This is a genomic window from Dyella silvatica, assembly GCF_026283955.1.
GTDB lineage: Bacteria > Pseudomonadota > Gammaproteobacteria > Xanthomonadales > Rhodanobacteraceae > Dyella_C > Dyella_C silvatica.
In genome coordinates, this window is record NZ_JAPDPE010000024.1 from 1 (window position 1) to 16,523 (window position 16,523).

Consider the following 16,523-nt stretch of genomic DNA (forward strand, 5'->3'; position numbering starts at 1 on the left):
ACTTGCCCGCAATGCGGAGCGCCACGCGTCCAGCGCAAGCTCAGTGCCCCGTCGTTCCGGCTGGCCGGCAGCGGCTGGTATGAAACCGACTTCAAGAAAGACGGCGACAAAAAGCGCAATCTGGCCGGCGACAGCGGTGGAACCGCGGCAGCGGCTCCCAGTGCGCCGGCAGCGTCAAGCAGCGACAGCAAACCGGCCGCCAGCAGCGCGGCATCGAGCGACTGAACAAAGGCCCACCGGTCGAAAGATGTCGCCCGAGGCGTCACAAAATATTCAATCTCGGTTGGGCAAGTTCCGGCTAGCTTGGCGCCACACATCAACCACACATCAACAAAGGACGACGCGATGATCGGGACAGGCAGAATGTTGCTCTTGGCAGCCATCGCAGCTGCCGCGGGCTTGGGTATGGCGGCGCCGCAAACCGCTCAGGCGCAGCGCATCAACGGCGACGGCTCGGTGTATTGCGCCAGCAACGATAATCGTGGCAGCCGCTGCAATGTGCCGTGGCGCTATTCGGAGCTGTCCCAGCAACTCTCCAACGCTAGTTGCCGAGAGGGCGATAGTTGGGGCACCGACCCCTATACCGTGTGGGTGAAAAACGGTTGCCGTGGCAATTTCGTCCAGTCGGACGGACGCCGGGGCGGCGGCTGGCGTCCTGGCCGCGATGACGACGGCGACCGCGGCGGCTGGCGTCCGGGTGGCGGTGGCGGCTGGGGTGGAGATAACCGCGGTGGCGTGCGCTGCGAAAGCTCGGGCGGTCGTTACCAGTTTTGCCCGGTGGATATCGGCCGTGGCGGGGTACGGCTGGATCGCCAGATCTCTGGCGCTGATTGCGACGAAGGCCGCAGCTGGGGCTGGCGCCGTGATGGTATCTGGGTGGATCGCGGTTGCCGCGCCGATTTCTCGGTCGATCGCCGCTGGTAAGCCTGACGGTTGCGGGGCGTTATCAAGCGCCCCGATGGCTCGCCGGCCGCTGTACCGGCGAGCTTGAGTGTTAAGATTCCGGGTCTTTCCATGTCTTATGCCGCCCAAGCGGCCCGGAGTTTCAAGCGCATGCGCACGCATTTCTGCGGCCTCATCGATGAGTCGCTGGTCGGCCAGACCGTTTCCCTGTGTGGTTGGGTCAACACCCTTCGCTTGCAGAGCCACGTGGCTTTTGTCGATTTGCGTGACCATGAGGGGCTGGCCCAGGTCGTGGTCGACCGCGATAACGCCGCCGCCTTTGCCGTGGCCGGCGAGATTGGCAATGAGTACTGTCTGCGCGTGACCGGCACGATTCGCAAGCGCCTGTCGGTGAATGACAAGCTCAGGACCGGCACGGTGGAGCTGGTAGCCGACAAGATCGAGATACTCAACGCCGCGAAAGATTTACCGTTCGCCCAGCATGAGAGCCCGAACGAGGATATGCGGATGACCTACCGCTACCTCGATCTGCGCCGCCCCGAGATGCAGCGCATGCTGCGTACGCGTATTCAGCTGGTCCAGGCGTTGCGCCGTTATCTCGACGAACGCGGTTTTCAGGATATCGAAACGCCGATTCTGACCAAGGCGACGCCGGAAGGCGCGCGCGATTACCTGGTGCCCAGCCGCGTGCATGCCGGCCAGTTCTATGCGTTGCCGCAGTCGCCGCAGCTGTTCAAGCAGATCCTGATGATGGCCGGTTTCGACCGCTACTATCAGATTGCCCGCTGCTTCCGCGATGAGGATTTGCGCGCCGATCGCCAGCCGGAATTCACCCAGCTCGACCTTGAATTCGCCTTTGTCGAAGAGCGCGACGTGCAGGATTTCGTCGAAGAGCTGATTCGTCACGTGTTCAAGCTGGTGCAAAACGTCGAGCTGGACGCGGTGTTCCCGCGCATGACCTGGGCCGAGGCGATGCGTCGGTTTGGCTCGGACAAGCCCGATTTGCGCATTGCGCTGGAGCTGGTCGATATCGCCGATGCGGTAAAGCACGTCGAGTTCAAAGTGTTTGCCGAGCCGGCGAATGATCCCGCAGGCCGCGTGGCGGCGCTGCGCGTGCCGGGTGGCAGCAGCCTGACCCGCAAAGAGATCGATCAGCTGACCGAATATGTCGGCAAGTACGGCGCCAAGGGCCTGGCCTGGTTGCGTATCGACGACCTGGACAAGGGCCGCGAGGGCATCAATTCGCCGGTGGCCAAGTTTCTTGACGATGCGGCGCTGGAAGGGGTGCTCAAGGCAACCGGCGCGCAGACTGGCGACATGCTGTTTTTCGGCGCGGGACGCTGGAAAACGGTCACCGATTTCATGGGCGCGTTGCGCCTCAAGGTCGCCAAGGATCGCGGACTGGTGGAGAACAGCTGGAAGCCGCTGTGGGTCACTGATTTCCCGATGTTCGAGTATGACGACGAAGCCCAGCGTTACGTCGCCTTGCACCATCCCTTTACCGCGCCCAATGTCGATGACATCGATGATTTGCGCGCGAATGCGGCAACCGCGGTGAGTCGTGGTTACGACATGGTGCTCAATGGCAACGAGATCGGTGGTGGTTCGATCCGTATCCATCGGCCGGAAATGCAGAGCGCGGTGTTCGAGCTGCTCGGTATTGGTGCGGAAGAGGCCGAGGCGAAATTCGGTTTCTTGCTCAAGGCGCTTAAGTTCGGCGCCCCGCCGCATGGTGGTTTGGCCTTCGGCATCGACCGTATTGCCGCCTTGATGGCCGGTACGGAGTCGATTCGTGACGTGATCGCTTTCCCCAAGACCACCAGCGCGCAAGACTTGATGACCGATGCACCTTCGCCGATCGCCTCGGCGCAATTGAAAGAACTACACGTACAAGTGGCGGTCGAAAAAGCCGGCACCGTATAAAAGTTGTGCCCCCTCCTTGTTGGAGGAGGGGCCGGGAAGGGCGGCATTCTGGCGATGGATGCCTGCTCTGTTCCAAACCTCTCCTGTCCGTAGGGGAGGGCGTTTGCTCCCCCTTGATTTCGGCAGCCCATGTCCGACCACGTGATTCTTCTGCACGGCCTTTGGATGCGCGGTTTTGCGCTGGTCATGCTGCATCGGCGCTTGATGGAGGCGGGTTTCCGTGTCCATCGCTTTGACTATTTGAGCGTGGCGGCGACCCAGCAGCGCATTCTCGGCCAGATTCATGACCGCATGCGTGAGCTGGAGCAGGAGCAGCCAGGTCAAGCCGTGCATCTGGTCGGGCATAGCCTGGGTGGGCTGTTGGCGTTGCGCGCTTGTGAGCAAGAGGCGGATTTGCCGCCCGGACGCATTGTCTGCCTCGGCTCGCCACTGCAGGGCAGTGCGGCGGCTCGCCGTTTGGCCGGCATGGGCCGCGGCGGCGAAGTGATGTTGGGATATAACCGTGCCCTGCTTGAGCATGGCTTCGAGCAATGGCAGGGTCCGCGCGAGGTCGGCGTTATTGCCGGGCGCCTACCCATTGGGCTCGGGGTAGTGCTGGGCCAGATCGAAGGCGAGCACGATGGCACGGTGGCCGTTGCGGAAACCCGCCTGCCCGGACTGACCGATCATTGCCTGGTCGAGGCCAATCACACCGGCTTGCTGTTTTCCCCCGAGACGGCCCGGCAGATTGCCCGGTTTTTGCGGCAGGGGAGGTTTGATAGGCAGTTGGAGCAGGGAACGGGGAATGGGGAACGGGGAGCGTGAAGTTCGCGTGGCGATTGCCGCCGCATGTTCTTTTCGACCTTTTCCGCTTTATCGGTCTGGCCTTTGCTTCTCGGCTCCTGCTTCTTATGCTTTTCCCCGTTCCCCGTTCCCCGTTCCCCGTTCCCCGTTCCCCGTTCCCCCTGGTTGCCACCCCGTAGCGAGTAGCAGCTAAAATTCCCGGCTTGTCCGTTCGGTCAGCCGCAGGAATTACTTATGGGTAGAGGTCCTTCCATCGAAGGTCGCAAGAATGCCGAAGACGCCAAGCGCGCCAAGGTGTTCACCAAGCTGATCCGCGAGATCACCGTCGCCACGCGTGCTGGCGTGGCCGATCCGGCTGCCAATCCGCGCCTTCGCGCGGCGGTCGATAAGGCGTTGTCGGCCAATATGACCAAGGACACCATCGAGCGGGCGATCAAGCGCGGCTCGGGCGCCGATGGCGGCGCCAATATGGAAGAGCTGCGCTATGAGGGCTACGGCCCGGCCGGTATTGCGTTGATTATCGAGTGCTTTACCGACAACTCGGTGCGCACGGTAGCCGATGTGCGTTCGGCCTTGACCAAGCATGGCGGCAATCTGGGTACCAGCGGTTCGGTGGCCTTCCAGTTCAAGCGCTGTGGCGAGCTGGTGTTCGCTACCGGTGGCGATGCCGCCGCCGAAGAGAAAGTCTTGGAAGCGGCGCTGGATGCCGGCGCTGACGACGTCGTCAACGAGAACAACGAAAGCACGGTGCTGTGCGCGCCGGAGCACTTCGAGGCAGTGCAGTTGGCACTGACCAAGGCGGGCCTGCATGCGGAGCACGCCGGTGTGGTGATGCGCCCGGACAACCGGGTTGCGGTGCCGGACGATGCGCTGGAAACCTTGGAGGATCTCATCGAGAAGCTCGATGGGCTGGACGATGTGAGTGAGGTTTATCACAACGCTGCGTTGAATGATTAAGCGACGGGGCGCCACGGCGCCAGCAAGTGCAGGCAAGGGGACACAGGCCGATAGCGTGGGTGCCGGGGCGGCTACGCCGCGGACCCGGCGCAAGGTGGCGGCTGCCGAGCCACTTGCCGAAGGCGGGCTTTTGTCCGCGGCTGAAGCCCTCGCCCCGCTGGTCCCGGCGAAGATTGCCGGCCATACGCGTATCCTGGGCATCGATCCGGGCAGTCAGCGCACCGGTGTCGGCATCATCGATGTCGACGCCGGCGGTAAGCTGTCACACGTTTTTCATGCTGGGCTGCTGGTATCGGGCGAGGCGAGCTTTCCCTTACGGCTCAAGCGCATCTTCGATGAGCTATGTGCCATTATCGCCGCGCATCAGCCGGACGAGTGTGGCATTGAGCGTGTGTTTATGGCGCGCAACCCCGATTCGGCGTTGAAGTTGGGGCAAGCGCGAGGCGCCGCGATTTGTGCGGTGGTTAGCCAGGGAATTGCGGTGCACGAGTATGCAGCGACAGAAGTAAAACAGGCCGTGGTAGGTAGCGGCAGGGGCGATAAGACTCAGGTGCAGCACATGATGGGCGTATTGCTTGGCCTGAAAGGCCCGCTGCAAGCGGATGCCGCCGATGCGCTCGCGGTAGCGGTCGCGCATGGAGGCGGCGCCGATGATCGGCCGATTGCGAGGCATCCTGATTTCCAAGCAGCCGCCATGGTTGCTGCTTGAAGTGGGTGGGGTCGGCTATGAGTTAGAAGCGCCGATGTCGACCATTTATGACCTGCCCAGTACTGGCAAAGAAGTGATCCTGCTCACCCATTACGCGGTGAAGGAAGACAGCGTCGCCTTATATGGCTTCATGCATGAAGCTGAGCGCGCGCTGTTTCGCAATCTGCTCAAAGTCAGCGGTATCGGCGCGAAGATCGCGCTATCGGTATTGTCAGGGGTCTCTACCGCCGATTTTGCGCGCCTGGTGCACGCCGGCGATGTGGTTGCCCTGACCAAGATTCCTGGCATCGGCAAGAAAACCGCGGAACGTATCGTGATTGAGCTGCGTGATCGTATCGAGGGTCTTGGCGTGAGCCTGACCGGTACGCTCGGCAAGTCGGCCGGTGCACCGCTCGATGCCGCCGGCGAGGCTACCGTGGCCTTGCAGCAACTCGGCTACAAGCCTGTTGAAGTTACGCGTTTGGTGCAAAAGGTTGCCGCTGAAGGCGACAGTGCCGAATCCATCATCCGCAAGGCGCTACGCGCCGCATTAGGGGCGTCGTGATGTCTATCCAGCATGTGCGCCCTTCAGGAGTTAACCCGTGAATCAAGGAACCTCACACGGCATGAGCGACGCTGAAACCAAGCGCCGGCTTGCCGCACTGGCGCTGGGCGCGATTGGCGTGGTCTACGGCGATATCGGCACCAGCCCGCTGTATACCTTGCAGACGACCTTGAGTCACGACGGTCAGTTGCCGGCGGCCGAGAGCATCTACGGCGTGCTTTCGCTGATCTTCTGGGCGCAGATCATCGTGGTGTCATTGAAGTACGTCGTGTTCATCATGCGTGCCGACAACAAGGGCGAGGGCGGCATCATGGCGCTGCTTGCGCTGGCCTTGCGCAGTGTGCGCGGCGAGCCGCGTTCGCGCTGGATCCTGGCGATTATCGGTATTTTCGGCGCCGCGCTTTTCTACGGCGATGGCGTGATCACCCCGGCCATTTCGGTGCTGTCGGCGGTCGAGGGCGTGAAGGTGGCTGCACCCAATCTGGATGCGTGGGTGGTGCCGGTAACGGCGGTGATTTTGTTCTTTCTGTTCGCTTTGCAGCGTCACGGTACCGAGCGCGTAGGGCGGCTGTTTGGCCCGGTGATGGTGGTCTGGTTTATCGTGATTGCCTTGTTGGGCGTGCAGCAAATCATGCGCAATCCGCAGGTGCTGGCTGCGCTCAATCCGATGTACGGGATCAAGTTTTTCTCCTTGCACGGGATGAAAGCGTTCATCGCCCTCGGTGGTGTGGTGCTTGCGTTGACCGGTGCCGAGGCGCTGTATGCCGATATGGGTCATTTCGGTAAAAAGCCGATACGCATGGCCTGGTTTGGTTTCGTCTTGCCGGCGCTGGTGCTGAATTATTTCGGTCAAGGCGCGTTGCTGCTGGCGCACCCTGAGGCGATCAGCAATCCGTTCTTCATCATGGTGCCGGCGCCGTTGTTGTATCCGATGATCGGACTGGCCTGCGTGGCGACCGTGATTGCCTCGCAGGCGGTGATCTCCGGTGCTTTCTCGATGACTCGCGAGGCGATGGCGCTGGGCTATTCCATGCCGGTGGTGCATACGTCGCGTGAAATGTCTGGGCAGATCTTCGTGCCGTGGGTGAATAACTTTTTGCTGATCATGGTGCTGGCGGCGGTCTTCCACTTCGGCAGCTCGGAGAAGCTCAGTGCGGCCTATGGCATTGCCGTTACCGGCACGATGACCATTACCACCGTGCTGGCCTTGTTCGTGGCGCGGCGCCAGTGGGGTTGGAGCCGTGCGGTGGTGATCATCGCCGGCGTGCTGTTGCTGACCATCGATCTCTCGTTCCTCGGCGCCAACCTGATCAAGGTCGAGTATGGCGGCTGGTTCCCACTGGTGTTGGGTGTGGGCATCTTTATCGTGATGACGACCTGGCGCCGTGGCCGTGAGTTGGTGGTGCGCGAGATCAAGCAGTCGGGCCTGGCGCTGGCGCCGTTTATTCACAATATTCGCGAACATCCACCGCTGAGCGTGCCGGGTACCGCGGTGTTCCTGACCGCCAACCAGAACGCCGTGCCGCATGCATTGCTGCACAACCTCAAGCACAACAAAGTACTGCACGAGCGCAATGTATTGCTGACGGTGGAGATTCTGGAGACCCCGGTCGCCGACTTCGAGGAGCGGGTTACCATCACGCCGATGGATGGCGGCTTCTACGGGCTTGCGCTGCGCTTTGGTTTTGCGGAAGACCCGAATATCCCGCTGGCGCTGACGCACTGCGCACGTGTCGGGGTGAGTTTTGACTTGATGGACACGACCTTCTTCCTGTCGCGCGAAACCATCATTGCCGACGCGCGTCGGCCCGGCATGGCGCTATGGCGCGACAAGTTGTTCGCCTTCATGGCGCGCAACGCGCTTCCCGCCACGGCATTTTTCCAGATTCCAGGTAACCGGCTGATCGAGCTTGGCGCGCAGGTGGAAATCTAGAGCGGCGGGGAACGGGGAACGGGGAATAGGGAGCGGGGAACGTGGAGTTCGCGCGGTGATTGCGGTGCTGCGTTCTTTTTCGATCTTGCTTTGTTTTAGCTCTTGCTTCTCCGTTTCTGCTTTTTAGGCTTTTCCCCGTTCCCCGTTCCCAGTTCCCCGTTCCCCGTTCCTGCCATAATTCGCCGCATGACTGAGCGCCGCATCATCACCGCCACCACGCAGCTCGATGACGAGGCGTTAGAGGCCACGATTCGACCCAAACGGCTGGCCGAGTATCTTGGCCAGCAGGCCGTGCGTGAGCAGATGTCGATTTATATCGAGGCGGCGAAGCGGCGCGGCGGGGCGCTTGATCACGTATTGATCTTCGGGCCGCCAGGCTTGGGCAAGACCACGTTAAGCCATGTCATTGCCAATGAATTGGGCGTCAATGTGCGCTCTACCTCGGGGCCGGTGCTTGAGCGGGCGGGGGATCTGGCGGCGCTGCTGACCAATCTCGAGGCTGGTGACGTGCTGTTTGTCGATGAGATTCACCGGCTTTCGCCGGTGGTCGAGGAGGTGCTCTATCCCGCGATGGAGGATTTCCAGATCGACATCATGATCGGCGAGGGCCCAGCCGCGCGCTCGATCAAACTGGATCTGCCGCCGTTTACCCTGATTGGTGCGACCACCCGCGCGGGCATGCTGACGGCACCGTTGCGCGATCGCTTCGGCATTGTGCAGCGCTTGGAGTTTTACACTCCGGAGGAGTTGACCGAGATCGTGCGCCGCGCCGCGCGGATTCTCGGCATTGCCTGCGAGCTGGAAGGCGCGCAGGAGATCGCCCGCCGCTCGCGCGGCACGCCGCGTATCGCCAATCGACTGCTGCGCCGGGTGCGCGATTATGCCGAGGTGCGCGCCGATGGGCAGATTACCCGTGCCGTCGCGCAGGCGGCGATGGATATGCTCAAGGTCGATGCCGAAGGTTTCGATGAGCTGGATCGGCGCCTGCTGACGGTGATCATCGAGAATTTCGATGGTGGCCCGGTAGGGGTGGAGTCGCTGGCCGCTGCATTGAGCGAGGACCGCGGCACGCTCGAAGACGTGGTCGAGCCGTATTTGATCCAGCAAGGCTATCTGGTCCGCAGCGCCCGCGGCCGCATGGCCAGCGCCAAGGGTTGGCGCCATCTGGGCCTGACCCCGCCACCGCGCCAGGCGCAGCCGGGCGACCTTTTCACAGATGGAAATAGCGATGGCTGAGATGCCGACGAGGCCGCCCCAGGACACGTTCCGCTGGCCGGTTCGCGTGTACTGGGAAGATACCGATGCGGGTGGCGTGGTCTATCACGCCAGCTATCTACGCTTCATGGAGCGCGCCCGCAGCGAATGGTTGCGTGGCATGGGCGTGGATCAGTCGGCATTCAAGGAGGCTACCGGGCTGGTGTTCCTCGTGCGCGAAATGCAGATCGACTTTCTCAAGGCGGCCCTGCTGGATGATGAACTGTCGGTGACGGTCGAGGTCAAAGAGCGTCGTTCAGCCAGTATCCTGTTCACCCAGACAATCAGCCGGGCTGACGGCACACAGTTGATTCGGGCGCAGGTGCGCCTGGCCTGTGTCGATATCGGCCGCATGCGCCCGGCACAGATTCCGAGCGGGTTTATCCCCGCTTTTGATCCTTAATCTACTCATACATAACCCAACCCCGGCGGAGAACCCCCAAGCCATGAACGGTGGACTGAACATTTTTAAGCTGGTCGCAGAAGCAAGCGTACCTGTGCTGCTGGTGCTGATCTTGCTGCTGGTGTTCTCTTTCCTGTCGTGGGTCATCATCATCCGCAAGTATTCGCAGCTGAAGGCCGCGACCGAAAACGCCGAGGCGTTTGAAGAGCGTTTCTGGTCCGGTGCTGACCTGGCTCAGCTGTTCCGCGAGGTCAGCAACCGTGGCGCCGCCAATGGCGGTATGGAGAACGTGTTCGAGTCGGGCTTCCGCGAGTTTGCACGTCAGCGCCAGCGCAAAGTGCATGACATGCGCATCGTCATCGAAGGTGCCGAGCGCGCCATGCGCGTGGCAGGTACCCGTGAAATCGGCGCGCTGGAGCGCAATCTGGAATTTTTGGCCAACGTCGGCTCGATCAGCCCTTACGTCGGTTTGTTCGGTACGGTGTGGGGCATCATGGGCGCCTTTCAGGGCCTGGGTGAGATGAAAGACGTCACCATCGCCGTGGTCGCGCCGCATATCTCCGAGGCCTTGATCGCTACCGCGATGGGTTTGTTCGCGGCGATTCCGGCGGTGTGGGCTTATAACCGCTACGCCAACAAGGTCGAGCGCATCGCTTCGCATTACGACGTGTTCCAGGAGGAGTTCTCCTCGGTGCTGCAGCGACAGATTCAAACCGAAGACGCGGCTGCCTGAGCGAATCATGGCCATCCGTCACTCAGGGCGCAGCAAGCGCTTCAAGCTCAAATCAGAGATCAACGTCGTCCCCTATATCGACGTGATGCTGGTGTTGCTGATCATCTTCATGGTCACCACGCCGATGCTCAACTCGAATGTGGACGTGAATCTGCCGCAGGCTCACGCCAAGTCGATGCAAGACAAGAAAGAGCCGATCATCGTCTCGGTCGGTCAGAACGGGCAGTTGTTCCTGACCCTGGGCACGGCCAAGAAAGAGCCGATCGATGTGGAAGGTATGAAGGCCAAGGTGGGTGCGTTCGTGAAGGCGAACCCCGAGGTCAGCGTACTGGTGGCCGGTGACCGCGATGGTAAATACGATGGCGTCTACCAAGTGCTGGCTGAGCTGCAACAGGCCGGCGTGGCCAAGGTCGGCCTGATGAGTCAGCCGGGCCAAGCGGATGCGGGCGCGAAGAATGGACGACCGTAAGGGGACACAGGGGACGCCGAAAGCGGTTGTTCTCGCCGCCGTCCTGCATCTTGGCATCATCGGGTTTCTGGCCCTGGCGGTCGTGCCGTGCTCGTTCTACGAAAAGCTGTTCGAAACCCTCCATCTGCCAGCCAGCTGGAATCCGATCGCCTGCGCCAAGCCGCTGGAATTGCCTGGCGAAATTATCGAGGCGACCTTGATCGGCCCGACCGGCAGTCCGCCGCCGAAGGCGGTGAAGACCCCGCCGGTGCCCAACAGCACGCCACCTCCGCCGGCGGTGCCGCCGCCGACTCCGCCGCAGGAAGAGAAGATCAAGACCCTGCCGCCGCCGCCCGAGCATCCGGATACCAAGGATCAGGAAAAGATCGTGCAGGAGGCCGAGCAAAAGGCTGAGGACGCCAAGCGCGAGCAGGAAGAAAAGCAGCGCCAGCGCCAGTCCGAGATAGACGCTCAGGCAGCCAAGAAGAAAGAAGAAGAGAAGAAAAAGATTGACGAGCTGTTTGCCAAGATGGACGCGGCCTCGACTCGGACCAAGACGCTAGACAGCAAGGCCAAGCAGGCTAAGCAGCAGATTGAAGATCTGAAGAGCGCTGCGGATAACGCCCGCAACAATGTGCCACTGGCCGATCAGGTCCAAACGGGCACCAATGGCCAGGACAATGGCTTGCAGGCGCGTTATCTTGCGGCGATTCAGAACGCGGTCACGCAGAATTGGCTGCGCCCGGATAACATGCCGAGCACCGCGTGCGTTGTGCATATCGTGCAATTGCCCGGTGGCGATGTGATGAGTGCCAAGGTCGACCCCGGTTGTCCTTACGACGAGGCCGGCAAGCGTTCGATCGAGAACGCCGTACTGCGCGCTCAGCCGCTGCCTTACAAAGGTTTCGAGAGCGTGTTCAACCGCAATATTGATTTCACCTTCAGGCCGCAGTGAGCCAACCCATGCGCATAGTGAGCTCTACCTTTGCCCTCGTCCTGTTGGCCGTCTCGGCGTTGTTTGCCGGCCCGGTCGCAGCCCAGTCACTTAGTGTCGACATCGTCGGTGGCCTTAAAACGGCGACCCCGATCGCGGTGGTGCCGTTCGCCCAGGCGGGTGGTGCACCCTTGCCGACCGATATCGCGGACGTGATCCGCAACGACTTCAATCGTTCGGGCAAATTCCGTTCGCTGGCCAAGAACGAAATCGTCGAGCTCCCATCCAAGGGGGCTGATATCAAGTTTGCCACCTGGCGCTTGCTCAAGCAGGATTACCTCACCATCGGCCGGGTCAGCGACGCCGGCGGTGGCATGATTCGGGTGGAGTACGAGCTGTGGGACGTCAACAAGCAGCAGAGCCTGCTGGCCCAGGCGTTTACCGCCCCGGTCGGTGACCTGCGCGGCGTAGCCCACCAGATCGCCGACCAGATCTACGAAAAAATCACCGGGGTGCGTGGTGCCTTCTGGACCCGTATCGCCTACATCACTGCGGTTGGGCTGGGTAACAACACCACCTATTCGCTGCTGGTCGCCGACTCCGACGGTTACAACCCGCAGGTCGTGGCGCGTTCGAAAGAGTCGCTGTTGTCGCCGGTGTGGTCGCCGGATGGCCGCAAGATTGCCTATGTCTCCTTCGAAGGCGGTAACTCGGCGATCTATGTGCAGGACATCACCACCGGTGCGCGCCAGCTGGTTTCGGCACGCGGCAAGGGCATCAACGGCGCCCCGTCGTGGTCACCCGATGGCACCAAGCTGGCTCTTACCCTCTCTTATGTGGGCAACCCGGAAATCTTCGTGCTCGACCTGGCCAGCCGCCAGGAGACTCGCCTGACCAACAATCTGGCGATCGACACTGAGTCGTTCTGGGCCGCCGACGGGCAGATCTATTTCACCTCGGATCGCTCCGGTCGGCCGCAGATTTACCAGATGTCGGCAAGCGGCGGTGCCGCCGAGCGGATCAGCTTCCAGGGGCAGAACAACCTCAATGCCAATGTGAGCTACGACGGCAAGCAAATTGCCATGGTGCAGGGCAACGGGAACGTGTATCGTATCGCCATTATGGACCGTAGTCTGGGTGGGCAGGTGCGCTTCATCTCGCCGGGACCGATCGACGAGTCCCCGAGTTTTGCCCCAAATGCCAGCATGCTGTTGTATGCCGCTACCGAAGGGCGTCGTGGTGTCCTATATGCCGTGTCGGCTGATGGTCTGGTTCGCCAACGCCTGGTGCTTTCCGATGGCGATGTGCGCGAACCGTCCTGGGGCCCCTATCGGCAGCGTTGATATAGAGCTGGGGCACCTTGGGTGCCGCAGCAGGATAAGCCAGGCGAGCATCTAAGTGCGCGCCGGCAATCACATTTACTCGGTCGTGGCATTTTGCCGCGGCCGATAACGCCGACAGTTGCGAGACAGCGCATTGCCGGCGACAAGGTGTCAAAATAACAGCCGGTCCACCGGCGACCACTGTCCCGTAGCCGCAATCGTTATTGACTGTCGGAACTCAAACCCGTTTGAAGGAACGTCCACCATGAATAAGACCGTTCGCGTCGCTCTGGTCGCCCTGCTCTGCGTTGGCGCGGCCGCTTGCTCCAAGAAGCAAGAAGTCAAGCCGCAGCCAGCTGTTGTCGATCAGGCTCAGCCAACCCAGCCTTCCACCGCCTCGGGCAAGTACACCCCGGCTGACCTCGACACTGACGCTTGCCTGCGTCAGCGCGTTGTCTACTTCGATTTCGACAAGACCGAAATCAAGCCGGAATTCCAGCAGATCATGGCTTGCCACGCCAAGTACTTGCAGGACCGTCCGACCTCGCAGATCCGTCTCGAAGGCAACACCGACGAGCGCGGTTCGCGTGAATACAACCTTGGCCTCGGCGAGCGTCGTGGCAATGCTGTGTCCAGCGCGCTGCAGTCGGCCGGTGGTTCGGCCAGCCAGCTCAACGTGATCAGCTACGGCAAAGAGAAGCCGGTGTGCCGTGAGCACAATGAGGATTGCTGGGGCAAGAACCGCCGCGTCGAGATCGTCTACACGGCGAAGTAATGAAAAAGCGACTGGCTAATAGTTTTGCAGCCAGGCTAGGCATGGCGGGTGCTTTTGCATCCGCCATGTTTTTTGCCGTTACGGCCGCAGCCCAGGATTCCCGTTTGAGTCTCGCCGATCGCGTTGCACGGCTTGAGCAGCAAGCGCAGAACCAGGACCAGGGCGGCATCGGCATGGTCAATCAGGTGCAGCAACTGCAGGCGCAGATACAGCAGCTGCAGGGCCAGATCGAAGAACTGCAGCATCAGTTGCAGGGACTCCAGGACAAAGGCAAGTCGCAGTACGTGGATCTCGATTCACGCCTTGGTCGCCTCGAAGCAGGCGCCGGCGCTGCGTCTGGCAACAATAATCCGGCGGCAGCCAATGCTGCCGCACCAGCGGTGAATACCCCGGTTGCGGATAAGGGCAAGGGCGGCAAGCCGCCAGCCAATACGGCGCAACCTGCCGGCGCTGCCAGTGCCGCCGCTCCGGCGGATGCCGCCGGCGCCCAGGCAATTTACGATGCGGCGTTCAAGTCACTGCGCAGTGGCGATTACGCGCAAGCCTCGCGTGGCTTCCGTGGTTTTATCCAGCAGTACCCCGATCACGCGCTGACCCCCAATGCTTTTTACTGGTTGGGCGAGTCGTACTACGTCACGATGAATTACCCGGTGGCGCTAGAGACCTTCCAGCATTTGCTCAGTCAGTTTCCACAGAGCGACAAGGTGCCTGACGCGTTGCTCAAGGTCGGCTATAGCCAGCTTGAGTTGAAGCAGACGGATGCCGCCAAGGCCACATTGAAATCCGTCACCGCCAAATATCCGGGTTCCAAGGCCGCTGGCCTGGCTCAGGAGCGACTGCGCCGCGTGCAGCAGCCGGGCAATTGAGGTTAGGGTTGTGAGCGATAAAGACGCTGGCGTGGCGACCACCACGTTAGCCACGTCACCCGCGCAGGCCAAGCCGGAACGCCTGCGCATCACAGAAATTTTCCACTCGATTCAAGGCGAGGCCGATGCGATCGGCTGGCGCACGGTTTTTGTGCGCCTCACTGGCTGCCCGCTGCGCTGCGTCTGGTGTGACACCGAGTACTCCTTTTACGGTGGCAACTGGCATGCGATCGACGACATCCTCGCTGAGGTAGCCGCGCATGGTGCCAGGCATGTTTGCGTGACCGGCGGTGAGCCGTTGTCGCAAAAGCGCTGCCTGATTCTGCTGCGCCGCCTGTGCGACGCCGGTTACGAGGTTTCGCTGGAGACCTCCGGCGCGCTCGATGTTTCCCAGGTCGATCCTCGCGTGCGCAAAGTAATGGATCTGAAAGCGCCGGATTCGGGTGAGGCCAAACGCAATCTCTGGTCCAATCTTGATCACTTGCTGCCGCACGATCAGATCAAAATCGTGATCGCCAGTCGCGCCGATTACGAATGGGCGCGCGATGCGGTTGCCGAGCACGTGCTTGAGCAACGTTGCATGGTGTTGTTCTCGCCCGTGCATGGTTCGGTGAAACCCCGTGATTTGGCCGAGTGGATTATTGAGGACAAATTGCCGGTGCGCTTCCAGATGCAGTTGCATAAGCTGCTATGGGACGACGCTGCCGGTCATTGAATCCCTCTCCTGGTAGAAGAGGGGTTTGATGTTTCTGCGCGCTGGCCTGTGTTGCCGGTGGCGCCTTTCGGCCGGTGACCGGCTTGACCCCTCATGGATCTAACCATGTCTCAAAACTCTCCCCGAAAAGCCGTCGTGCTGGTCTCTGGCGGTATGGATTCAGCCGTCACTATCGCTATCGCCCGCGAGCAGGGCTATGACGTATACGCCCTGAGCGTAGCCTATGGGCAGCGGCATAGTGCCGAGCTGGAAGCCTCCGAGCGTGTTTCGCATGTGCTTGGCGCAGTAAGGCATAAGACGGTCAGTGTCGATCTGCGATCCATTGGCGGCTCGGCCCTTACCGCCGATATGGATGTGCCGCTGGATACCGACCAGGTGCCTGGGGCCGAAGCTATTCCGGTGACCTATGTGCCGGCACGCAACACCATCATGCTGTCGATTGCGCTGGGTTGGGCCGAAGTGCTCGGATCCAGTGACATCTGGTGCGGTGTCAATGCGGTCGATTACTCAGGTTACCCCGACTGCCGCCCGGCATTTATCGAATCCTTCGAGCAACTGGCCAACGTGGCGACCAAGGCTGGCGTAGAAGGGGCGGGTATTCGTATCCACGCGCCGCTGATGCGGATGAGCAAGGCCGATATCGCCCGGGAAGGCCAGCGCCTGGGCATCGATTTCGCAGTGACCGTGAGCTGCTACCAAGCCGATGCCGAAGGCCGCGCATGCGGCCATTGCGACGCGTGCCGCCTGCGTGCGCAGGGATTCCGCGATGCAGGTCTGCCCGATCCCACGCGTTACATCTGAATAAACAGCGCTGATGTGCCGCCTCTAAGGCGGCACAACTTGTGTCAAACGCATATAGGCCGTAAAATTGCCGGCTTCGCATCAAGCGACGGGCCGTTAGCTCAGTTGGTAGAGCAGTAGACTTTTAATCTATTGGTCGATGGTTCGAATCCATCACGGCCCACCAATAAAAACAAAGGCTTGCATCATTGCAGGCCTTTTTTATGTCTGTTGAAAAAAAGCTTCCTGGTGCCGCTTTTGACCAAAGCCAATAGATTATTGACACTGCGATGAATCTTTCATGCGCTTGGGCATTGGCAGTAGGCTGTTTTGGTGAGCCTCTACAGACGTAAACCGGGTACTGGGGCCGATGCGCGCCACGTTACCTTCGTAACGAGTTGACTACTCAAGGCTTGGGTGCCGATGTTGAGTAACCCTTGCTCGCTCTTCCTAACTAAGGATTTGTTTCAAGGTGGAGGCAGCCTCAACCTAGTGACATATGCTTCCGATTGCTGCAAAAAGCTCCACAAGTCCTCCCCGC

The 16,523-nt window shown here is 61.0% G+C and carries 18 protein-coding genes and 1 tRNA gene; all 19 read left to right on the forward strand.

What is annotated here, in order from left to right; all coding sequences use genetic code 11:
• Positions 1–225: FmdB family zinc ribbon protein (locus OUZ52_RS06825; protein WP_425493809.1), on the forward strand; the 225-nt coding region annotated here is incomplete at its 5' end.
• Positions 226–372: 147 nt separating this feature from the next.
• Positions 373–924, forward strand: a complete 552-nt coding sequence (locus OUZ52_RS06830; protein WP_425493810.1) for a DUF3011 domain-containing protein — start codon at positions 373–375, stop codon at positions 922–924.
• Positions 925–1,053: 129 nt separating this feature from the next.
• Positions 1,054–2,826, forward strand: coding sequence for an aspartate--tRNA ligase (aspS, locus tag OUZ52_RS06835; RefSeq protein ID WP_266157634.1), 1,773 nt, complete (start codon positions 1,054–1,056; stop codon positions 2,824–2,826).
• Between the two features lie 129 nt (positions 2,827–2,955).
• Positions 2,956–3,630: an alpha/beta hydrolase gene (locus OUZ52_RS06840; RefSeq protein ID WP_266157635.1), complete on the forward strand. Its 675-nt coding sequence runs from the start codon at positions 2,956–2,958 to the stop codon at positions 3,628–3,630.
• Positions 3,631–3,843: 213 nt separating this feature from the next.
• Positions 3,844–4,566, forward strand: coding sequence for a YebC/PmpR family DNA-binding transcriptional regulator (locus OUZ52_RS06845; RefSeq protein ID WP_266157636.1), 723 nt, complete (start codon positions 3,844–3,846; stop codon positions 4,564–4,566).
• A 172-nt stretch (positions 4,567–4,738) separates the two neighbouring features.
• Positions 4,739–5,275 carry a crossover junction endodeoxyribonuclease RuvC gene (ruvC, locus tag OUZ52_RS06850; RefSeq protein WP_266157658.1) on the forward strand — a complete coding sequence of 179 codons (537 nt, stop codon included), beginning with the start codon at positions 4,739–4,741 and terminating at the stop codon, positions 5,273–5,275.
• Positions 5,217–5,819: a Holliday junction branch migration protein RuvA gene (gene ruvA / locus OUZ52_RS06855; protein WP_266157637.1), complete on the forward strand. Its 603-nt coding sequence runs from the start codon at positions 5,217–5,219 to the stop codon at positions 5,817–5,819. The genes ruvC and ruvA overlap by 59 nt, the downstream gene beginning before the upstream one ends.
• A 61-nt stretch (positions 5,820–5,880) precedes the next feature.
• Positions 5,881–7,752, forward strand: a complete 1,872-nt coding sequence (locus OUZ52_RS06860) for a potassium transporter Kup (RefSeq protein ID WP_266157638.1) — start codon at positions 5,881–5,883, stop codon at positions 7,750–7,752.
• A gap of 186 nt (positions 7,753–7,938) precedes the next feature.
• Positions 7,939–8,988, forward strand: a complete 1,050-nt coding sequence (ruvB, locus tag OUZ52_RS06865) for a Holliday junction branch migration DNA helicase RuvB (RefSeq protein WP_266157639.1) — start codon at positions 7,939–7,941, stop codon at positions 8,986–8,988.
• 1 nt (position 8,989) lies between these two features.
• The gene (gene ybgC / locus OUZ52_RS06870; protein WP_266157659.1) at positions 8,990–9,409 is read left to right on the forward strand and encodes a tol-pal system-associated acyl-CoA thioesterase; all 420 of its coding nucleotides are present in this window, start codon (positions 8,990–8,992) and stop codon (positions 9,407–9,409) included.
• A 43-nt stretch (positions 9,410–9,452) separates the two neighbouring features.
• Complete coding sequence (gene tolQ / locus OUZ52_RS06875) at positions 9,453–10,142, forward strand: protein TolQ (protein WP_266157640.1); 690 nt, start codon at positions 9,453–9,455, stop codon at positions 10,140–10,142.
• Between the two features lie 13 nt (positions 10,143–10,155).
• Entirely contained in the window at positions 10,156–10,611 is a 456-nt protein-coding gene (gene tolR, locus OUZ52_RS06880) for a protein TolR (RefSeq protein WP_266157660.1), read from the forward strand.
• Positions 10,598–11,545 carry a cell envelope integrity TolA family protein gene (locus OUZ52_RS06885; RefSeq protein ID WP_266157641.1) on the forward strand — a complete coding sequence of 316 codons (948 nt, stop codon included), beginning with the start codon at positions 10,598–10,600 and terminating at the stop codon, positions 11,543–11,545. The genes tolR and OUZ52_RS06885 overlap by 14 nt, the downstream gene beginning before the upstream one ends.
• Positions 11,546–11,553: 8 nt before the next feature.
• Positions 11,554–12,867: a Tol-Pal system beta propeller repeat protein TolB gene (gene tolB, locus OUZ52_RS06890; RefSeq protein WP_266157642.1), complete on the forward strand. Its 1,314-nt coding sequence runs from the start codon at positions 11,554–11,556 to the stop codon at positions 12,865–12,867.
• Between the two features lie 244 nt (positions 12,868–13,111).
• Positions 13,112–13,621 (forward strand): peptidoglycan-associated lipoprotein Pal, encoded by a 510-nt coding sequence (pal, locus tag OUZ52_RS06895; RefSeq protein WP_266157643.1) that lies wholly within the window; start codon positions 13,112–13,114, stop codon positions 13,619–13,621.
• Complete coding sequence (ybgF, locus tag OUZ52_RS06900) at positions 13,621–14,487, forward strand: tol-pal system protein YbgF (protein WP_266157644.1); 867 nt, start codon at positions 13,621–13,623, stop codon at positions 14,485–14,487. The genes pal and ybgF overlap by 1 nt, the downstream gene beginning before the upstream one ends.
• Positions 14,488–14,518: 31 nt before the next feature.
• The gene (gene queE / locus OUZ52_RS06905) at positions 14,519–15,202 is read left to right on the forward strand and encodes a 7-carboxy-7-deazaguanine synthase QueE (RefSeq protein ID WP_266157661.1); all 684 of its coding nucleotides are present in this window, start codon (positions 14,519–14,521) and stop codon (positions 15,200–15,202) included.
• Positions 15,203–15,307: 105 nt separating this feature from the next.
• Complete coding sequence (queC, locus tag OUZ52_RS06910; protein ID WP_266157645.1) at positions 15,308–16,003, forward strand: 7-cyano-7-deazaguanine synthase QueC; 696 nt, start codon at positions 15,308–15,310, stop codon at positions 16,001–16,003.
• A 90-nt stretch (positions 16,004–16,093) separates the two neighbouring features.
• A tRNA-Lys gene (locus OUZ52_RS06915) sits at positions 16,094–16,169 on the forward strand.
• Positions 16,170–16,523 lie beyond the last annotated feature (354 nt).